Genomic DNA, 17,382 nt, shown 5'->3' with positions numbered 1-17,382 from the left:
CGCCGGCCCCCCGCCCCCCCCCCCTGCAGCGCGGCGGGCGGGCGCGCGGCGGGGTGCCCGCAGCACCCCCCGCGCCGAATGCGCGGAGCCGTCGGTACGGGGGGAACCTCGGCTCCCGCGCGGCCGATGACCAGTCGGCCCGTTTCTTTCAGCGTCACCGCTGAAAAAAACGTCACACCTGAGTGCCGGAGTCTCAGTCGGCACCCGTTTCCGCGGTGGTCGTGGGGTCGTCCGGAGTGGGCGGCTCCGTGGACTTCAAGGGATCAGCCGCGGTCGTGGGGTTGGTGGCGTCGGTCGGCGTGGCGGTGTCCGGCGGAGGGGGCGGCGGGACCGGGTCGCCGTCCCCGCCATCTTTTCCCGGATCGCCGCCGGAGTCGCCTCCGCTGTCCGAACCGGCGCTGTCACCGGAGCCGGACCCGGAACCGGAACCGCCGTTGGAGCCGCCGCCGTTGCCGCTGTCCGTGCCGCCGCTGTCACCGCCGCTGCCGGTGCTCTCGTCGCTGCGCGGGGTGTTGCCCGTGCCGTCGTCGGCGAGGACCTGCGTGCAGTAGCCGTGGATGGCGGACGCGCCGCCCGCCTCCTTCGTCAGCTTCTTCAGCGACTTCTTGTCGAGTTCCGCGCCCAGACCCGTTTCCGAGTCCAGATACCGGTGGCAGACGCTCAGGGCCCAGTTCGGCACGCCGGGCTGCCCCTGGGAGGAACCGTTCGACTTGCCGTTCTTGCCCTTGCCGTCGTGCTCCGGGTCGGAGGGAACCGTTCCGCCCTGGGCGCCGTTCGACCCCACATCGCTGGCATCGTTGTCGCCCGACCCACTGGGATCAGGCGACGTCGTACCGCCGTCCTGGGAGATCTCCGGATGGGCGGAGTCCCCGCCGGAACCGCCGTTCGACATGCTCACCGACGGGCCCGGAGTGTGGTCGCTCTGCCCGAACGGTGTCGGCAGTACCCCCGCGGCTGCCGCCACCGCGAATCCGCTGAGCGTACATCCGGCCACGACCGCGACCATGCCCGCGCGCAGCGGGCGCCGCAGCCGCGGCTGTCTCTCTCTGAACCGCCGGATCCGGTGCGGCCGCCGGGCCATGTCCATTTCGGCCACCTCGGCCACGGACCCCGCCTCGGCGTCGACCTCGACCCGGGCCGCCCGGAAGGCGGCCACGGCCGCCTCCTCACCGGGAAGCGCGGACGCGTCGGAGAGGGCCGCCGTACGGCCCGCCCCGGCGGCGGCGCTGAGTACGGCCGCCAACCGTTCCGCATCGGCATATGACTGGTCGCCCCGGCCGTCAGGAGCTGCAGGCTGCCCCTCGACCGGTTCGCCGCGAAGCAACCGCTCCGCGGCACTGTCATCCAGCCAGCTGTAGCGGTGGTCTTCGGCCATCACATGTCCTTCTGCGTTGGCGCGCGTGAATCCGTCACACCAGCAGACTTCGCCGCACCCGGCTTGGTTGCGCCGCCACCGTGTGACTCGCGTTGCCCTGGGACCGCGTCGAGCACCGAATCGCCCCCGACCGCGGGGCCGATCAGATCGGCGAGCCGCCGCAGCCCCCGGTGGGCGGCGGTGCGCACCGCCCCGGGCCGCTTGCCCAGCACCGCGGCCGCGCTCTTGGCGTCAAGACCGAGGACCACCCGGAGCACCACCGCCTCGGCCTGGTCCTGCGGCAGCTGAGAGATCAGCCCGAGCGCCTTGCCGGTGCCGATGGCCTCCATCGCCTCACCGGCCGTGTCCGCGTCGGACGGCCGGAACTCCAGCTCCGACTCATCGCCGCCGATGGCCGGGCGGCGGCCGCGCATCCGTATGTGGTCCAGCGCGCGATTGCGGGCTATCCGGGCCGCCCAGCCCCGGAAACGATCCGCGTCACCGCTAAATCGCTGCAGGTCACGGGCGATCTGCAGCCACGCTTCCGAGGTGATGTCCTCCGCGTCTCCATCACCGACCAGCGTGCGCACGTAGCCGAGGAGGCGAGGGTGCACGGACCGGTAGACGGTCCGGAAGGCGGTCTCGTCCCCTTCCTGCGCCGCGAGCACCGCGGCGGTCACTTCCGCGTCGTCCCCCTGCACGCTCTCTTCCTGCCCCACTCGGAGAATCCGTGGTCCAGTCGATTCCGGCGTAACCCGCGGGCTAACCCTGCCCGTAGGGCGGGTACTGCTGACCGGGCTGGCCGGGCGGCGGGGTCGGCGGCATCTGAGGGGCACCATACGGCGCGGAGCCGGGGGCCGGGGAGCCGTACGGGTTCGGCGACGGCATTCCGTACGGTGCCGGACCGGCCATCTGCGGAGGCAGCGAGGCCCGCTGCTCCTGCATCGCGGTGATCTGCCGGACCAGCAGCAGCGCCAGGACCGCCGCGGCCATGAAGATCACGATGGCGAACATGTCGAAGGCCAGGATGGAGTGCAGGCTCTCGATGTCGCTCTTCGCCTCCGAGGGAGTAGGGGAGTAGTCGTCGGCCTCCACCTTGCCCCGCAGCAGGTTGTACCGGACCCCACCGACGGCGTTGGTGACCAGTGCCACGATCCAGGTGACCCACCAGCCACCCAGCAGCCCGCGGCTGACGGCGTGCGGCCCCTGCGGGGAGCTGGCGCGCCAGATGTCGTTGGCGATCTGCTTGGGGAACCAGAGGTTGACCACCGGGGTGAACCACGAACCGGCCGCCCAGCCGCTGCTGAAGCGGTGCTGGCCGGGGGCGAAGACCTCGGCGTTCAGCCGCAGCCGCCGGAACCAGATCGCCCAGACCACGGCGATCGCGACGGTGAGCAGCGAGTAGATGACCTGGGCCGTGGTGAACATGTCGTCGGCGTCGTTCAGGTCGTCCTCGGTGATGGAGACCGACTTGCCCTCGACCGCGTCCAGCATGTCCCCGATCACGCTGTACTGGCCGGATCGCGCCACCAGGAGGAAGATGAGCGCGGGCAGCGCCAGCCCGAACAGCACGAGGAGCGTGGTGGAAAGCCCGCGCCGCAGATCGACCCCGCCGGTCGGCATGCCCATCGGCGGGGCGGCCGGATAGCCGTAGCCGCCGGGCATCGGCGGCGCCTGCGGCGGGACGGACGGCTGCTGCGGGGGACCGGACGGCTGCTGCTGAAGCTGCTGCTGGTACGTCCCGCATGCGGCACAGCGCCCGTCGGGGCCGACGGCGACAGCGCGGCAGTTCCCACACGGATACATGGTCTTTTGAGTCCCCCTGGGAACGTGACCGCTCCGGGCCACGCGAGAAAATAAGCCTCTGACCGCGCCCAGTGCGCGGACCTGCACGTTACGGGCATCCGACCGGTCCCGTCCAGAGCGGAACGAGCCCCGACCAGCGGGGTGAAGTCCCCGGTTTCGTGCAAGGGGAGGTGTGACGTAATCGAGGCGTGCGACGCTGTAAGGGGTACGAGCCTGATGCAGGCTCTCCTGATCGACGGTCGGGGCCTCTCCTGTGGGGGGTGGCGGCCCCGACCGTCCTTCTTTTCTCTCTCCCGGAACGCGTGCTCAGGCCCGGTGGCCGCCGCGCTCAGACCCCCAGCCGCTCCGCGAGCCGGGTGAAGCCGGACCAGCTCAGCGGCGGCTTCCCGGGGTCCCACACCCGCTGCGCCAGCGCCGCGAGCGGCAGCCGGATGCCCTGGGCCACCTGGGCGGGCGTCTGGGCCTCGGGCCGGTCGCCCCAGATCGCGAAGCGGGCGCCGAGGATCCGGTCGGGTCCGGTCAGGCTCTTGTCGGCGACGGGCGTGGAGCCGCGCAGTACCGCCGGGGACCAGTCCTCGTAGATGCGCTCCCCGGTCGGATAGGTGAAGCCGCCGGGCTGGCCGAGTACGTAGTAGAGGAAGGAGTCGTTGAGGTTGACCACCTTGCGGCCCTCCTTCAGATACTCCTGCGGCTGCCGTGCCGTCTCCTTCAGCCGTCCCGTCCAGTACTCGACCTCGATGTACTTCGCGGGCTGGACGACGCCGCCCGCGAAGAAGCCGTCGTTCCACGCCTTGGGCTGCTTGCCGAGCCGCCGCGCGAGCCGGGCCCGGTCGTTCAGCCAGCCGGTGACCAGATCCTGCACCCGGGCGCTGGGCCCGTACTTCCGCTTGGCGGCGGCCGCCAGCTCGGGGAACGACGCCTGGGGGTCCTTGACGATCAGCGCGAGGTACTCATCGGCGCCCAGGTGCCACCAGCGGCCGGGGAAGAGCGGGGCGTACTCGCGCATCAGGTCATCGACGATGCGGGCCGCCGCCGGATTGGAGATGTCCACCGAGCCCTGAAAGGTGGTGCCGCCCGCGTTGCGCAGCTGGAGCTGCGGATGGGCCCGGATGACGGCGCCGAGGTGGCCCGGCGAGTCGATCTCGGGGATGACGGTGATGTGCAGCCGCTGCCCGAGCGCGACGATCTGCCGGACCTGGTCCTTGGTGAGGTGCGGGGACGAGACGATCTCGGGGTGGCTGGTGCTCTGGATGCGGAAGCCCTGATCGTCCGAGAAGTGCAGGGCCAGCTGGTTGAGCTTGAGATCGGCCATCTCGCGCATCCGGGCCTCGATCCATCCGACCGAGTAGAACTTGCGCGCGATATCCAGGTTGAGGCCGCGCTGGGCGCGGCCGGGCCGGTCGTGGATCACACCCTCGGGGAGCCGGCCGCCGGAGCGCAGGGCCTGTTTCACGGTGCGGGTGCCGTAGAAGACGCCCGCGTCGGCGGGGCCGGTGATCCGGGCGCGGCCGCCCGCGACCTTCAGGGTGTACGCCTCGCCGCCGCCGCTCTGTTCCGGGGCGAGGGCGAGGGAGAGGTCACCGCGGCGGGCGGGGCCGGAGCTGGTGCGCAGCCCCAGCTCCGCGGCGATCATGCGGGCCTCGTCGGCGAGCGGGCCCTTGAGGTCGGCCACCACCCGGCTGTCGTCGCCGGGCCGCCAGCCGGGGCCCGAGGCCGGGGTGAAGTCGCGGACGGAGGGGATGGTGCGGGGCGGTGCGGAGGTCGCCGTGGCGTGCGGCGGGACGGCCGAGGGGGACCGCGCCGAGGTGGCGGTCGTGGCGTGTGGGGAGGACCGCGCGGGCGAGGAGCGGGTGCCCGACGGGTGCTGCCCGCCTTCCGTCTGCTGACAGCCGAGGGTTGTCAGGACGAGCGCGCCGACGGCCCCCGCGACGACACCACGGACGCAGGACGCCTTGGTGGCTCTGAGCGGCAATCCCATGGCGGTGTACCTCCTCCTCGGACCCTCCCCGCTTCGCGCGTTCGGCCGCTTGTGGCCGAAAAAAGCCCTGCGCCCCGAATGCCGTCCACCGCATGCGGTAAAACCTCCCCGTTCGGGTGATATCGCGTTCCCTCCGGCGCACCCACCTCCCCGCGTCGTTAGCGTGTACTGCTCACGCGCCCAGCCCATGTGTCCCACGCCTCCCCCGGGTCCGTCTCTCCGGGCGTCCGTTCCCATGCGCGCCTCATGCGTGTCCGAGGAGTCCACGCTGTCCAGGTCCAGGTCCAGGTCCCGCGCCGCCGCCCCCCACCTCGACCGGCTCAACACCGCCCCCGCCGACGCGGCCGAGGCCGCGCTCCTCTCCTGTTGCGGCAGCCGCCGCTGGGCCCGGCTGATCGCGGCCCACCGCCCGTACCCGGATCTGGAGGCGCTGCTGGCCGCCGGGGACGAGGCCAGCTACGACCTCACCCCCGCCGATCTGGACGAGGCGCTCGCGGACGAGTCGGTCGTCGGCCATGAGCTGCCGCCCGCGGACAGCCTGGGGTCGCCGGCCGCGCACACCGCGCTCCGGGCCGCCCACGACGCGTACGAGCGTCGATTCGGTCACGTTTTCGTCATCTGTCTGGATGGCCTGCGGCCCGAGGAGCGGCTGGACCGGCTGCTGACCGGGATCCGGGACCGGCTGGGCAACGAGTGGGAGCGGGAGCGGGACAACACCGCCGAGGAGCTGCGGCGCATCGCCCGGGGCAGACTGGCCCGGCTGACCGGAAATCGGTCCCGTTCCCCGGAAGTGCCCGGTTTCCGGATCGCATGATCGCCCGTCCGTGCTTGATCGATCACACTTGAGCCCCCCGGAGGGTTCCTCCGACAACACGTCGGTACGATGGCCAGGGCCGGTGGACCGTACCCGGCCGGGCCCGACCGACCGTGAAGCCGGCAGGCCCCAATCCCGCTTCCGGAGGGTTTTTCCGTGCCGGCTGGAACGCTGTATCGCGGCCGGGAAGGTATGTGGTCCTGGGTGGCTCATCGAGTCACCGGCGTCCTCATCTTCTTCTTCCTGTTCGTACATGTGCTGGACACCTCGCTGGTCCGCGTCTCGCCCGAGGCGTACGACAACGTGGTCGCCACGTACAAGAATCCCGTCGTGAACCTGATGGAGTACGGCCTGGTGGCCGCCATCCTGTTTCACGCTCTCAACGGCCTTCGCGTCATCGCCGTCGACTTCTGGTCCAAGGGCGCGAGGTACCAGCGTCAGATGCTCTGGGGCGTCGTCGGTATCTGGGTCGTGCTGATGGCCGGTGCCTTCTACCCGATCCTCCAGCACACGCTGCGCGAACTGTTCGGGAGCTGACGCACATGTCCGCCGAGACCACCACCCCCGCGAGCGACGCGGTCAGCGCGTACGACGTGGATCATCCGGCTCCGGTCATCGAACCGCCGCGGGCCCGCACTCGTAAGACGCCCAGGGCGACCCGGACGAACTTCGAGATGTACGGCTGGCTCTTCATGCGCCTGTCCGGCATCCTGCTGGTCGTCCTGGTCCTGGGCCATCTGCTGATCCAGCTGGTGCTGGACGGCGGTGTCACCAAGATCGGCTTCGCCTTCGTGGCCGGCCGCTGGGCCTCGCCGTTCTGGCAGGCATGGGATCTGATCATGCTCTGGCTCGCCACGCTGCACGGCGCGAACGGCCTGCGCACGATCATCAACGACTACGCGGAGCGGGACAACACCCGCCTGTGGCTGAAGGCGCTGCTCTACACGGCGGCGGGATTCACCATCGTGCTCGGCACTCTGGTGATCTTCACCTTCGACCCGAACATCCGCTAGGCCCCGGGGCTGAGGTATCCACTCATGAAGATCCACAAGTACGACACCGTCATCGTCGGCGCCGGCGGGGCCGGAATGCGCGCGGCCATCGAGTCGACCAAGCGCAGCCGCACCGCGGTGCTCACCAAGCTCTACCCGACCCGGTCCCACACCGGCGCCGCGCAGGGCGGCATGGCCGCCGCCCTCGCCAACGTCGAGGAGGACAACTGGGAGTGGCACACCTTCGACACGATCAAGGGCGGTGACTACCTGGTCGACCAGGACGCCGCCGAGATCCTGGCGAAGGAGGCCATCGACTCGGTCCTGGACCTCGAGAAGATGGGCCTGCCGTTCAACCGGACCCCGAACGGCACCATCGACCAGCGCCGCTTCGGCGGCCACAGCCGGAACCACGGCGAGGCCCCGGTCCGCCGGTCCTGCTACGCCTCGGACCGCACCGGTCACATGATCCTCCAGACGCTGTACCAGAACTGCGTCAAGGAGGGCGTGGAGTTCTACAACGAGTTCTACGTCCTGGACCTCCTGATGACCGAGGTCGACGGGGTCAAGCGCACCGCCGGTGTGGTGGCGTACGAACTGGCCACCGGTGAGCTGCACGTCTTCCAGGCGAAGGCCGTCGTCTTCGCCTCGGGCGGCTGCGGCAAGTTCTTCAAGGTGACCTCCAACGCCCACACCCTCACCGGTGACGGCCAGGCGGTCGCCTACCGGCGCGGGCTGCCGCTGGAGGACATGGAGTTCTTCCAGTTCCACCCGACCGGCATCTGGCGGATGGGCATCCTGCTGACGGAGGGCGCCCGCGGTGAGGGCGGCATCCTCCGCAACAAGGACGGCGAACGCTTCATGGAGAAGTACGCGCCGGTCATGAAGGACCTCGCCTCGCGCGACGTGGTCTCGCGGTCGATCTACACCGAGATCCGCGAGGGCCGCGGCTGCGGCCCCGAGGGCGACCACGTCTATCTGGACCTCACCCACCTGCCGCCGGAGCAGCTGGACGCCAAGCTGCCCGACATCACCGAGTTCGCGCGGACCTACCTCGGCATCGAGCCGTACACGGACCCGATCCCGATCCAGCCCACCGCGCACTACACGATGGGCGGCATCCCGACCAACGTCCAGGGCGAGGTGCTGGCGGACAACGACACCGTCGTGCCCGGCCTGTACGCGGCCGGCGAGGTCGCCTGCGTCTCGGTGCACGGCGCCAACCGCCTGGGCACCAACTCGCTGCTCGACATCAACGTCTTCGGCCGCCGGGCGGGCATCGCCGCCGCGGAGTACTCGGCCACGGCCGACTTCGTCGAGCTTCCGGAGGACCCGTCCGCGTTCGTCCAGGCGCAGGTCGAGAACCTGCGGGACGCGACCGGCACCGAGCGGGTCACCGAGGTCCGCAAGGCGCTCCAGGAGACCATGGACAAGAACGTCATGGTCTTCCGCACCGAGCAGACGCTCAAGGAGGCCGTCGAGGAGATCGGCCACCTGCGCGAGCGCTTCCGACACGTCAGCGTCCAGGACAAGGGCAAGCGGTTCAACACCGATCTGCTGGAGGCCATCGAGCTGGGCAACCTGCTCGACCTGGCCGAGGTCATGGCCATCTCCGCCCTGGCCCGCAAGGAGTCGCGCGGCGGTCACTACCGCGAGGACTACCCGAACCGCGACGACGTCAACTTCATGCGGCACACCATGGCGTACCGAGAGGTGGGCGCGGACGGCTCCGAGTCCATCCGCCTCGACTACAAGCCGGTCGTGCAGACCCGCTACCAGCCGATGGAGCGTAAGTACTGATGAGCACCCCCACGCTTGAGAAGTCCGACCAGGCCCCCGAGGCGGCCGACGCCACCGCCTCGCACCTGATCACCGTCACCTTCCGGATCCGGCGCTTCAACCCGGAGGTCTCGGACCAGGCGGTCTGGGAGGACTTCCAGATCGACATGGATCCGAAGGAGCGCGTCCTCGACGGCCTCCACAAGATCAAGTGGGAGCTGGACGGCACCCTGACCTTCCGCCGCTCCTGCGCCCACGGCATCTGCGGGTCCGACGCGATGCGGATCAACGGCCGCAACCGGCTGGCCTGCAAGACGCTGATCAAGGACATCAGCCCGGAGAAGCCCATCACGGTCGAGCCGATCAAGGGGCTCACGGTCCTCAAGGACCTGATCGTGGACATGGAGCCGTTCTTCCAGGCCTACCGCGATGTGATGCCCTTCCTGATCACGACGGGCAACGAGCCGACGCGTGAGCGGCTGCAGTCCGCGGCGGACCGCGAGCGGTTCGACGACACCACCAAGTGCATCCTGTGCGCCGCGTGCACCTCGTCGTGCCCGGTGTTCTGGAACGACGGCCAGTACTTCGGCCCGGCGGCGATCGTCAACGCGCACCGCTTCATCTTCGACTCGCGTGACGAGGGTGGTGAGCAGCGGCTGGAGATCCTGAACGACAAGGACGGCGTCTGGCGCTGCCGTACGACCTTCAACTGCACGGAGGCGTGCCCGCGGGGGATCGAGGTCACGAAGGCCATCCAGGAGGTGAAGCGCGCGCTGATCACGCGGCGCTTCTGAGTGCGCTTCCGAGTGCGCTTCTGAGTCACGAGGGCTGTGGCTTCCTAGGAGCTTGTGGGCGAGGGCCCCGCTTCCCGGGTTTCCGGGGGGGGGGGCCCTCGTCGTTGTGAGCCATTGGGGGCTATACACCCTGGGTATACACATGGCGTATAGTCGTGTGCATGGCCACCGCCTACGTTCTCCCGATCAAGACCGCTGCCGCGCTCTTCCCGCTGCTGGCGCTCTTACTGTTACTGCCGACAGCCGTCGCCCTGTACCGCCGTCACGGCGTGATGTCCCGAGGGCGGGCGCTGTCGCTGTACGGCTTCCTCTACTACTCGCTCACGGCCTTCTGCATGACGATCGTGCCGCTGCCGAAGCAGACCGCCGATATGTGCCGGCGGTTCGCGATGGTGGCCCATCCCCAGTGGATGCCCGGGAACACCTTCAGAGACATCTGGAAGGAAGCGGACCACAAGGTCGGGCTCAACGCGCTGGTCCTCCAGAACCCCGCCGTCGCCGGAACCGTCTTCAACCTTCTGCTGCTCCTTCCGCTCGGCATCTTCCTGCGCTACCACTTCCGGCGCTCGCTGCCCGCCACCGCCGCGATCGGCTTCGCGGTCTCGCTGTCCTTCGAGCTGACGCAGTGGACCGGGGTCTGGGGCCTCTACAACTGCCCGTACCGGCTCTTCGACGTGGACGACCTGCTCGTCAACACGGCCGGGGCGATGGCCGGTTGGCTGCTGGCCGGGCCACTCGCACGGATGCTGCCGACGCTGGAGACCCTGGACGGGCGGGCGCTGGCGGCGCGGCCGGTTCCGTTCGGGCGGCGGCTGACGGCGCTGGTCGTGGATGTGGCCGGATATGTCGTCGCCTCGGTGTTCACCGCCGCCGTGCTGATCTACCAGGGCGGATCGGCCCCGACCTGGATGCTGGTGGGGATCTTCGTGGCCTGGTTCGTGCTGCTGCCCCTGGCGACCGGGGCGACCCCCGGAAAGCGGCTGTTGCTGCTGAAGCTGGTGGCGGACGACGGCGGCCCGCTGGTGGCCTGGCGGCTGACGCTGCGCGCGCTGCTGATCGGGGCGCTGGTGATGCCGTTCCTGGCGGGGCTGTTCCTGGCCGTGCTGACGCTGCTGAACAAGCCGTATCTGTCGAGCCTGTTCGCCACCGTCCGCGACTCGGGCACGCAGGGCGCGGCGGAGATTCTCATGGCGCTGAGCCCCGCTCAGCTGCTGGCGGTACTGGTCGGGTTCACGCTGACGGCGGCGTGCGTACGGAAGACACTGCGCCACCCGGAGCGGCTCGCCCCGCACGACCGCATCTCGGGCATCCGCAACGCGACGCTGCCACACAGACGGGCGGTGCGGGCGGCTGAACGGGCCATTGAGCGACCTGCTGACCGACCCGCTGACCGACCCGCCGACCGGCGCGCTGACCGGCCCGCCCCGCCCGCTGACCGGCCCGCTGATCGGCCCGCTCCGGTCGAGGTGGCGCGGGCGGCCGAGGACGCGCCGGGGGCCGCACCCCGCCCCCCGGGGGTGACCGGGGGCCCCACTGGTCCGCGCCTCCGGCTTTGACATCTGACCCATCCGCGCCGGACGGGTCAGGGCCCGTGGAGGGGGACAGGTCGGGGCCCCGCCGGACGGGCCGAGGCCCGCGCCGGGCGGGCTGAGGGCGGGCTGGCGGCCAGCCGGGCGCGGGCGTTCAGGCGTGGGCGTTCAGGCGCGGGTCGAGGCGAGCTCCACGACGGTGACGTCCGGGGGCGCCCCGACCCGTACCGGCGGGCCCCAGGCGCCCGCGCCACGGGTCACATAGAGCTGGGTGTCGCCGTACCGCTCGAGCCCGGCGGCGGTCGGGTTGGCGAGCTCGGCCACATAGGTGCCGGGCCACAGCTGACCGCCGTGGGTGTGGCCGGAGAGCTGGAGATCCACGCCCGCCTTCACCGCGTCGTGGATCACCACCGGCTGATGGGCGAGCAGCACGGAGGCGCGTGAGCGGTCGCGGTCGCCCAGCGCCTTACCGAAGTCGGGGCCCTGGCCCTCGCTCTCGCCCGCGACGTCGTTCACCCCGGCGAGATCGAAGCCGGGCAGCTCGGTGCGCTCGTTCTCCAGGGGCCGCAGGCCCAGCTCGCGGACGTGGTCCACCCACTCGGCGGCGCCCGAGTAGTACTCGTGGTTGCCGGTGACGAAGTAGCTGCCGTGGCGGGCGCTCAGCCCACGCAGCGGCTCGGCGGCCGGGCCGAGGTCGGCCACGCTGCCGTCCACGAGGTCGCCGACGACGGCGACGAGGTCGGGGTTGGCGCGGTTGACCGCCGCGACCACCCGCCGGGTGTGGTCGCGGCCCAGGATCGGCCCGAGGTGGATATCGCTGACAACGGCGATCCGGAAGCCGTGCGCCCGGCGCGGCAGCTTGGCGAGCGGCACGGTGATCCGCTTGACCCGCGGCCCGCGCAACACGGTGTACGTCCCGTACCCCACCGTCCCGGCCGCCACGGCAGTGGCCCCGACGGCGACGGCCCGCGCGACGAAGAGGCGGCGAGAGGGCGCGGGGGCGGGGTCCGCGGAGTCCACTGCGTCCACGGGGTCCACGGAGTCCACGGAGTCCACGGAGTCCGCCGCGCCGCCCTTGGCGGCCGCCTGTGCGGTGGGCTTGGCGGCGTCGCCCTCGGCGACCTTGACCGCCCCGGCCACGGTGGGCTCCGTCGCCCCGACCGGGGCCTCGATGGCCCCGTCGGCGACGGCCTCGGCTTCACTCACCACACCCGCGCCCAGGCCATCTCCAGCCGCCGAGCCCTCGCGGCCGCCCGTGCCGACGGCCGCCGGAGCGGGAGCGGGAGCGGGAGCGGCGGCGCTGTCGTCGGCGAAAGCCGTCGGCAGCCCGCCTGACGGGCTGCCTGAGGCCCCCGGGCCCTCGGCCGACCGCACATCAGCGGACTTGCTCAGCCAGGCACGCAGCAGGGGGCGTACCGCCTCGCCCGCCAGGAGGGCCAGGGTCAGGTACAGGAGCAGGGCGAGCCAGAGGTAGCCCGGCCAGGCGAGGGCGCGCTGGAGGAGGAAGGGCGCGCCCGCGCGGCCCGCGATCAGCGCGCCGACGCTGATCAGCGGCAGCGCGAAGGCCGCCGCCGTGCCCGTACGGCGCGCCCGTCCCCCGCGCGCCGTCGTATCGCGGACGAGCCGCCGCCACACGTACCAGTGGACGCCGGTCAGCAGACCGACGACGACCAGTGCGATCAGGACGTAGAGCACGACCATCCCCGGTCCCCTCCCCTGGCGACTACGCGGCTACCTGCCACGGCCGCCTGCCACAACTGCCTGGAACGGCTACTCGGAGGCGTCGTTCCGACGCAGGGCGCGCACACCACGCAACCCGATCACCCCGATCGCCGTCCCCAAGAGAAACGAGGTGATCGCGAGCAGCAGATGCACCCAAAAGTACGCGGTGGGGTCGCCGGAGTCGTCGAAGGCGAGTCCGCTGGCGTCCTTCCACAAATTTTTGACAAAGGTGAACCAGATGACCCAGCTCCAGACCCCGAAGGCGAGCAGGAACCAGGACACGGGGCGGCTGAGCTTCATGGTCTCCAGTATGGGCAAGGCCTCCCATACCTCCACGCGGGGGTCTGCCGTCAATACGTCGGCGCTGCTGTCGCTCTCCTCAGCGACGACAGGTACGTTCACCTCCGTGCCCACACCTTCCTTCACCAGCACTCACGTCCGACACAGCACCCGTAAGAGCACCGGCAAGAGCACCGGCAAGAGCATCCGTAAGAGCACCGACAAGATCTCCGGCAAGAGCCGCACCCCCGCCCGCCGCGCCGTGGCCCCGCTGGCCGCCACCGCCGCCGCCCTCCTGCTGTGCGGGCCGCTCGCCGCCGCCCCGGCGCACGCCGCCGACCAGCCGGGCGGTTCCACCGACGCGGTCAAGCCGCCCGCGCACATGTCCACGGTGGGCGGGAAGCGGCTCGGCCGCCCCGACACCCAGGTGGACCCGAAGCCGGGCGCGCCCGCGCTGCCCAAGGGGCTCAGCGGGAAGTCGTGGCTGGTGGCCGACGCCGAGTCGGGCGATGTGCTCGCCTCGCACAACGCCCACTGGCAGCTGCCGCCCGCGTCCACGCTGAAGATGCTGTTCGCGGACACGCTGCTGCCGAAGATGCCGAAGACGAAGACCCACAAGGTGCAGCTGTCCGACCTGGAGGGGATGGGTGAGGGCAGCAGCCTGGTCGGGGTCAAGGAGAACTACACCTACTCGGTCCACGACCTGTGGCTCGGCGTCTTCCTGCGCTCGGGCAACGACGCGGTGCATGTGCTGGCGGCCATGAACGGCGGGGTCCCGGCGACCGTAAGGGAGATGCAGGCACACGCGAAGTACCTGAACGCCCGGGACACCCATGTGGTCACCCCGGACGGCTACGACGAGAAGGGCCAGGTCAGCAGCGCGTACGATCTGACCCTCTTCGCCCGCTCGGGGCTGCAGAAGGCGGACTTCCGGGAGTACTGCTCGACGGCGGCCGCGCAGTTCCCCGGGACGTTCGAGAAGGACAAGAAGGGCAAGAAGACCCGCTCCAGCTTCGGCATCCAGAACACCAACCGGCTGCTGACCGGCCTCGGCGTCGACCCCTACAAGGGCATCGCCGGGGTCAAGAACGGCAACACCACGAACGCGGGCGCCACCTTCACCGGCGTCGCCCAGCGCGGCAACCGGGTGCTGCTGGTCACCGTCATGAACCCGCAGCAGAAGGAGATGAACGAGGTCTACAAGGAGACCGCGAAGCTCTTCGACTGGGGGTTCAAGGCGTCGGGCTCGGTGAACCCGGTCGGCACCCTCGTCCGGCCGGGCGCGGCGGGCGCGAACCACTCCTCGGCCGGTGACGAGGACGGCCATAAGCACGCCCAGGCGTCCGTCTCGGCGGACGACGGAAGCTCGGGCGGTATGTGGACCGCGGTGGGCATCACGGGCGGCTCCCTGGCGCTGCTGGGCGCGGTGGCCTTCGGGGTGCACCGCCGCTGGCCGCTCCCGGAGCTGGTGCGCCGCCGCTCACGCGACTGAGCGAAGCCCCTACGGTCGCCGTGGCCGCCTTACGGTCGCCGCCGTCCGCTGTCACGCCGCCGCCGGCGGGCCCTCCGGCCCGCCGGCGCGGTGCTTTTCGACCTCCGGCTCGGACGGCCCGGATGGCTCGGACAGCTCCGACGGCTCGGGCGGCTCCGACGGCTCCTCCGGCTCGGAGGGCTGCGCCGTGTCCGCCTCGGCCGCCCATTCCGCCTCGTGCTCGGCCTGGGCGGCGGGCGGGGTGGCGGTCCAGGCGGCGCAGTACAGCGTGAGTTTCGCGGTGAAGTTGATCCACAGCAGCAGCGCGATGGGTACCCCGAACGCCCCGTACATGCTCTTGGCCGCCACGTCCTTCAGATAGCTGCTGAGCAGCAGCTTGAGCAGTTCGAAGCCGATCGCCCCGATGAGCGCGGCGACCGCGACCGTACGGCGGGGCGGCTCCACGCCGGGGAGCCAGGTCAGCACGTAGCACAGCAGCAGGAAGTCGGCGCCGACGGCGATGAGGAACGCGGCGATCCGCAGCAGCCAGCCGCCGACCCCGTTCTCGGGGATGCCGATGAGCCGGGCGACCCGGCCCACGGCGGTGGCGGCCAGGGCGGACACGGCGAACGAGACGAGCGCCACACCGCCCAGCCCGATCAGCACGAACGCGTCCTTGACCTTGCGCACCAGCGGATTGCCGGGGTCCTCCTCCAGCTCCCATACGGCGCGCAGGCACTCGCGCAGCGAGCCCACCCAGCTGATGCCGGTGAACAGCAGCAGGGCGCCCGCGACGACCCCGATGGTGGCGGCGTTCTGGACGAGCGCGTTCAGGTCGAGCTGGCCGGAGATACCGGGGATCTGCTGGGCGAGCTTCTTCTGGAGCTGCGCCATCTGCGACTGGCTGAGCGTCGCCGCGCCGATCGCCGTACCGACGACGATGAGCGGGAAGAAGGCGATGAAGCTGGTGAACGTGATCGCGGCGGCGAGCCGCGTCCAGTGGACGCGGTCGAGCCGTTCGTACGTACGCCAGGCATGGGTGCGCATCAGCCAGGCCAGGGCGGGGCCGACGACAGGCAGCCGGGTCAACGATTCCATGATCAGCAACTACCCTTCTGCGCGTTGTCATTCCTCGGCGCGCCGGACGCGCGGTACGGATATCCGGGTTCCCCGGACCGGCGCTCCCCTCATCACTCTTTTCGGTGAGGGCGCGCATACGGACGCACGATCACTCCATATGCCACGGATCGTGGGGATAAGTTCCCTCCATGAAGGACGTCGTCGGTTCCCCGCAGTCGCTGCTCGTCCTGGGCGGTACGTCCGAGATCGCCCTGGCGACCGTCCGCCGCCTGATCACCCGGCGCGCCCGTACGGTCTGGCTGGCCGGCCGTCCCTCGCCCGCCCTGGAGTCGACCGCGCGGCAACTGCGGGACCTCGGTGCCGACACCCTTACGGTGCCCTTCGACGCGCTCGACCCCGAGGCCCACGAGGTGACCCTGGGCAAGGTCTTCGCCGAGGACGACATCGATCTGGTGCTGCTGGCCTTCGGGGTCATGGGCGTCCAGGCGCGGGACGAGACCGATCCCCCGGCGGCGGTCCGGGTCGCCCAGACCAACTACACCGGCGCCGTCTCCGCGGCCCTGATCTGCGCCAACGCCATGCGCCGCCAGGGCCATGGCTCACTGGTGGTGCTCTCCTCGGCCGCCGCCGGACGGGTCAGTACGAAGCTCACGGCCGGGCTGCGGCCCACGCCGCTGGCCACCTCGCCCCAGGCGGTCGCCGAGGCCATCGAGGAGGGGCTGCGGCGGCGCGCACCGGTCGTCTGGGCGCCGGGCGCGCTGCGGCTGATGACGGCGGCACACCGCCTGCTGCCCCGCGCCGCCTCCCGCCTCCGCCGCGTGGGCGCGGCCGGCCACGACGGGCCCGCGGATGGCTGACGCACCGGAGCCCCCACGGAGCGTTCCGGCGGAACGCTCAGTGAGAGGGTGCCGCCGGGCGAGAGAGATCCACCTGACGGGGCACCACGGGCGGCGCACCGCCCGGCTGTTCATCCGCCCCGAAGGGGTATTCGCGGTCCAGCTGCCAGACCCCGTCCGCCCCCTGCTCGTACAGCGCGAAGCCGGTGATCGTCCAGGCGGCCTCGTACTCCTTGAGCTCCGCGAACGCCCGGTCCATCGCCTCCTCGTCGATCCCGTGCGCGACCGTGACATGCGGGTGGTACGGGAACTGCAGCTCACGCGCGCACGGCCCGGACTCCGCCCGGATCCGCTCCTGGAGCGCCGCGCACTCCTCCGCGCCCTCGACGATCCTGACGAAGACCACCGGCGAGAGCGGCCGGAAGGTGCCGGTGCCCTCCAGCCGCATCGGGAACGGCCGCCCCTCGGCCGCGACCCGCGCCAGATGGTCCTCCACGGCGGGCAGCGCCGAGACGTCGACCTCGGTCGGCGGCAGAAGGGTGACATGTGTGGGGATGCCATGGGCGGCCGGGTCCCCGAAGCCCGCGCGCCGCTCCTGGAGGAAGCTGCCGTACGGCTCCGGGACCGCGATCGAAACGCCGAGCGTTACGGTCCCCACTGCGTTCTCCCTCCTGGCCCTCCCGGGCTGCTGGGTTCTGGCCGCTGCACCCGTGTCAGTGTGGCGGCTGCGCCGCCCTCGCGGCTAGATTCCTCGGTCCTTTGGCACACCCGCCCAAAGGCCCCCTGGTCAGGGGGCCGGACCGGTGTGTTCCGCTGTCCGCGCGTCCGTATTGGTACGTGCGCGGGGCGGGGGGGGGGGGCGGGGGGGGGGGGCGCGGGGGGGGGGGGGGCCGCGCCCCCCCGCCCGGCCGGGAGACACCCGGGTGGTTGGGTGGTGGCGCGGGGTGT

Annotated in this window: 16 protein-coding genes; 8 read left to right on the top strand and 8 right to left on the bottom strand. The window is 71.2% G+C overall.

Annotation, left to right across the window (positions count from 1 at the left end):
• Positions 1-193: 193 nt before the first annotated feature.
• The 4 genes from ACFXB5_RS41680 to ACFXB5_RS41665 all read right to left on the bottom strand — a co-directional run bounded on the left by ACFXB5_RS41680 (position 194) and on the right by ACFXB5_RS41665 (position 5,138).
• Positions 194-1,375, bottom strand: coding sequence for a hypothetical protein (locus tag ACFXB5_RS41680; RefSeq protein WP_385218659.1), 1,182 nt, complete (start codon positions 1,373-1,375; stop codon positions 194-196).
• Complete coding sequence (locus ACFXB5_RS41675; protein ID WP_385218664.1) at positions 1,375-2,055, bottom strand: RNA polymerase sigma factor; 681 nt, start codon at positions 2,053-2,055, stop codon at positions 1,375-1,377. Before ACFXB5_RS41675 ends, ACFXB5_RS41680 begins: the two co-directional genes overlap by 1 nt.
• Before the next feature lie 61 nt (positions 2,056-2,116).
• Complete coding sequence (locus ACFXB5_RS41670; RefSeq protein ID WP_385218657.1) at positions 2,117-3,160, bottom strand: DUF4328 domain-containing protein; 1,044 nt, start codon at positions 3,158-3,160, stop codon at positions 2,117-2,119.
• Between the two features lie 328 nt (positions 3,161-3,488).
• Positions 3,489-5,138 (bottom strand): glycoside hydrolase family 20 protein, encoded by a 1,650-nt coding sequence (locus tag ACFXB5_RS41665; protein WP_385218655.1) that lies wholly within the window; start codon positions 5,136-5,138, stop codon positions 3,489-3,491.
• 235 nt (positions 5,139-5,373) lie between these two features.
• Between ACFXB5_RS41665 and ACFXB5_RS41660 the strand changes: the two genes are divergently transcribed.
• The 6 genes from ACFXB5_RS41660 (at position 5,374) to ACFXB5_RS41635 (ending at position 11,073) form a co-directional block, all read left to right on the top strand.
• Complete coding sequence (locus ACFXB5_RS41660) at positions 5,374-5,952, top strand: 2-oxo-4-hydroxy-4-carboxy-5-ureidoimidazoline decarboxylase (RefSeq protein WP_385218653.1); 579 nt, start codon at positions 5,374-5,376, stop codon at positions 5,950-5,952.
• Between the two features lie 156 nt (positions 5,953-6,108).
• A complete protein-coding gene (gene sdhC, locus ACFXB5_RS41655) occupies positions 6,109-6,489 on the top strand; it encodes a succinate dehydrogenase, cytochrome b556 subunit (protein WP_014061379.1) in 381 nt (126 codons plus the stop codon).
• A gap of 5 nt (positions 6,490-6,494) precedes the next feature.
• The gene (locus ACFXB5_RS41650; protein WP_020870644.1) at positions 6,495-6,965 is read left to right on the top strand and encodes a succinate dehydrogenase hydrophobic membrane anchor subunit; all 471 of its coding nucleotides are present in this window, start codon (positions 6,495-6,497) and stop codon (positions 6,963-6,965) included.
• A gap of 24 nt (positions 6,966-6,989) precedes the next feature.
• Positions 6,990-8,744, top strand: a complete 1,755-nt coding sequence (sdhA, locus tag ACFXB5_RS41645; protein WP_385218651.1) for a succinate dehydrogenase flavoprotein subunit — start codon at positions 6,990-6,992, stop codon at positions 8,742-8,744.
• Positions 8,744-9,517 carry a succinate dehydrogenase iron-sulfur subunit gene (locus ACFXB5_RS41640; RefSeq protein WP_385218649.1) on the top strand — a complete coding sequence of 258 codons (774 nt, stop codon included), beginning with the start codon at positions 8,744-8,746 and terminating at the stop codon, positions 9,515-9,517. The genes sdhA and ACFXB5_RS41640 overlap by 1 nt, the downstream gene beginning before the upstream one ends.
• 161 nt (positions 9,518-9,678) lie before the next feature.
• Complete coding sequence (locus ACFXB5_RS41635; protein ID WP_385218647.1) at positions 9,679-11,073, top strand: VanZ family protein; 1,395 nt, start codon at positions 9,679-9,681, stop codon at positions 11,071-11,073.
• Between the two features lie 141 nt (positions 11,074-11,214).
• Here ACFXB5_RS41635 and ACFXB5_RS41630 read toward each other — a convergent pair whose 3' ends face one another.
• On the bottom strand, positions 11,215-12,747 hold the full coding sequence (locus tag ACFXB5_RS41630; RefSeq protein ID WP_385218645.1) for a metallophosphoesterase: 1,533 nt from the start codon (positions 12,745-12,747) through the stop codon (positions 11,215-11,217).
• Positions 12,748-12,816: 69 nt separating this feature from the next.
• Positions 12,817-13,068 (bottom strand): SCO4848 family membrane protein, encoded by a 252-nt coding sequence (locus ACFXB5_RS41625; RefSeq protein ID WP_037953585.1) that lies wholly within the window; start codon positions 13,066-13,068, stop codon positions 12,817-12,819.
• Between ACFXB5_RS41625 and ACFXB5_RS41620 the strand changes: the two genes are divergently transcribed.
• Positions 13,067-14,539: a D-alanyl-D-alanine carboxypeptidase family protein gene (locus tag ACFXB5_RS41620; protein WP_385218643.1), complete on the top strand. Its 1,473-nt coding sequence runs from the start codon at positions 13,067-13,069 to the stop codon at positions 14,537-14,539. The two genes, ACFXB5_RS41625 and ACFXB5_RS41620, sit on opposite strands and share 2 nt — an antisense overlap.
• A 51-nt stretch (positions 14,540-14,590) precedes the next feature.
• Here the strand turns inward: ACFXB5_RS41620 and ACFXB5_RS41615 are convergent, their stop codons facing one another.
• On the bottom strand, positions 14,591-15,616 hold the full coding sequence (locus tag ACFXB5_RS41615) for a YihY/virulence factor BrkB family protein (protein ID WP_385218641.1): 1,026 nt from the start codon (positions 15,614-15,616) through the stop codon (positions 14,591-14,593).
• A gap of 170 nt (positions 15,617-15,786) precedes the next feature.
• On the opposite strand from ACFXB5_RS41615, the gene ACFXB5_RS41610 reads away from it, so the two are divergent.
• Entirely contained in the window at positions 15,787-16,455 is a 669-nt protein-coding gene (locus tag ACFXB5_RS41610; protein ID WP_385218639.1) for an SDR family NAD(P)-dependent oxidoreductase, read from the top strand.
• A gap of 37 nt (positions 16,456-16,492) precedes the next feature.
• Here the strand turns inward: ACFXB5_RS41610 and ACFXB5_RS41605 are convergent, their stop codons facing one another.
• Positions 16,493-17,092, bottom strand: a complete 600-nt coding sequence (locus tag ACFXB5_RS41605; RefSeq protein ID WP_385218638.1) for a 2'-5' RNA ligase family protein — start codon at positions 17,090-17,092, stop codon at positions 16,493-16,495.
• Positions 17,093-17,382: the final 290 nt, after the last annotated feature.

The sequence above is a fragment of the Streptomyces sp. NPDC059455 genome (assembly GCF_042750115.1).
Classification (GTDB): domain Bacteria; phylum Actinomycetota; class Actinomycetes; order Streptomycetales; family Streptomycetaceae; genus Streptomyces; species Streptomyces endocoffeicus.
Note: the sequence above shows the minus strand (reverse complement) of the source record. Positions and strands in the feature narration are given on the sequence as shown.

Excerpts from the sequence above, each read along its gene's own strand:
- ACFXB5_RS41615 (WP_385218641.1), bottom strand. The coding sequence starts at position 15,616 with ATGGAATCGTTGACCCGGCTGCCTGTCGTCGGCCCCGCCCTGGCCTGG.
- ACFXB5_RS41670 (WP_385218657.1), bottom strand. The coding sequence starts at position 3,160 with ATGTATCCGTGTGGGAACTGCCGCGCTGTCGCCGTCGGCCCCGACGGG.
- ACFXB5_RS41665 (WP_385218655.1), bottom strand. The coding sequence starts at position 5,138 with ATGGGATTGCCGCTCAGAGCCACCAAGGCGTCCTGCGTCCGTGGTGTC.
- ACFXB5_RS41650 (WP_020870644.1), top strand. The coding sequence starts at position 6,495 with ATGTCCGCCGAGACCACCACCCCCGCGAGCGACGCGGTCAGCGCGTAC.
- ACFXB5_RS41610 (WP_385218639.1), top strand. The coding sequence starts at position 15,787 with ATGAAGGACGTCGTCGGTTCCCCGCAGTCGCTGCTCGTCCTGGGCGGT.
- ACFXB5_RS41630 (WP_385218645.1), bottom strand. The coding sequence starts at position 12,747 with ATGGTCGTGCTCTACGTCCTGATCGCACTGGTCGTCGTCGGTCTGCTG.
- ACFXB5_RS41680 (WP_385218659.1), bottom strand. The coding sequence starts at position 1,375 with ATGGCCGAAGACCACCGCTACAGCTGGCTGGATGACAGTGCCGCGGAG.
- ACFXB5_RS41660 (WP_385218653.1), top strand. The coding sequence starts at position 5,374 with ATGCGCGCCTCATGCGTGTCCGAGGAGTCCACGCTGTCCAGGTCCAGG.
- ACFXB5_RS41635 (WP_385218647.1), top strand. The coding sequence starts at position 9,679 with ATGGCCACCGCCTACGTTCTCCCGATCAAGACCGCTGCCGCGCTCTTC.
- ACFXB5_RS41640 (WP_385218649.1), top strand. The coding sequence starts at position 8,744 with ATGAGCACCCCCACGCTTGAGAAGTCCGACCAGGCCCCCGAGGCGGCC.
- ACFXB5_RS41620 (WP_385218643.1), top strand. The coding sequence starts at position 13,067 with ATGGTCTCCAGTATGGGCAAGGCCTCCCATACCTCCACGCGGGGGTCT.
- ACFXB5_RS41625 (WP_037953585.1), bottom strand. The coding sequence starts at position 13,068 with ATGAAGCTCAGCCGCCCCGTGTCCTGGTTCCTGCTCGCCTTCGGGGTC.
- sdhA (WP_385218651.1), top strand. The coding sequence starts at position 6,990 with ATGAAGATCCACAAGTACGACACCGTCATCGTCGGCGCCGGCGGGGCC.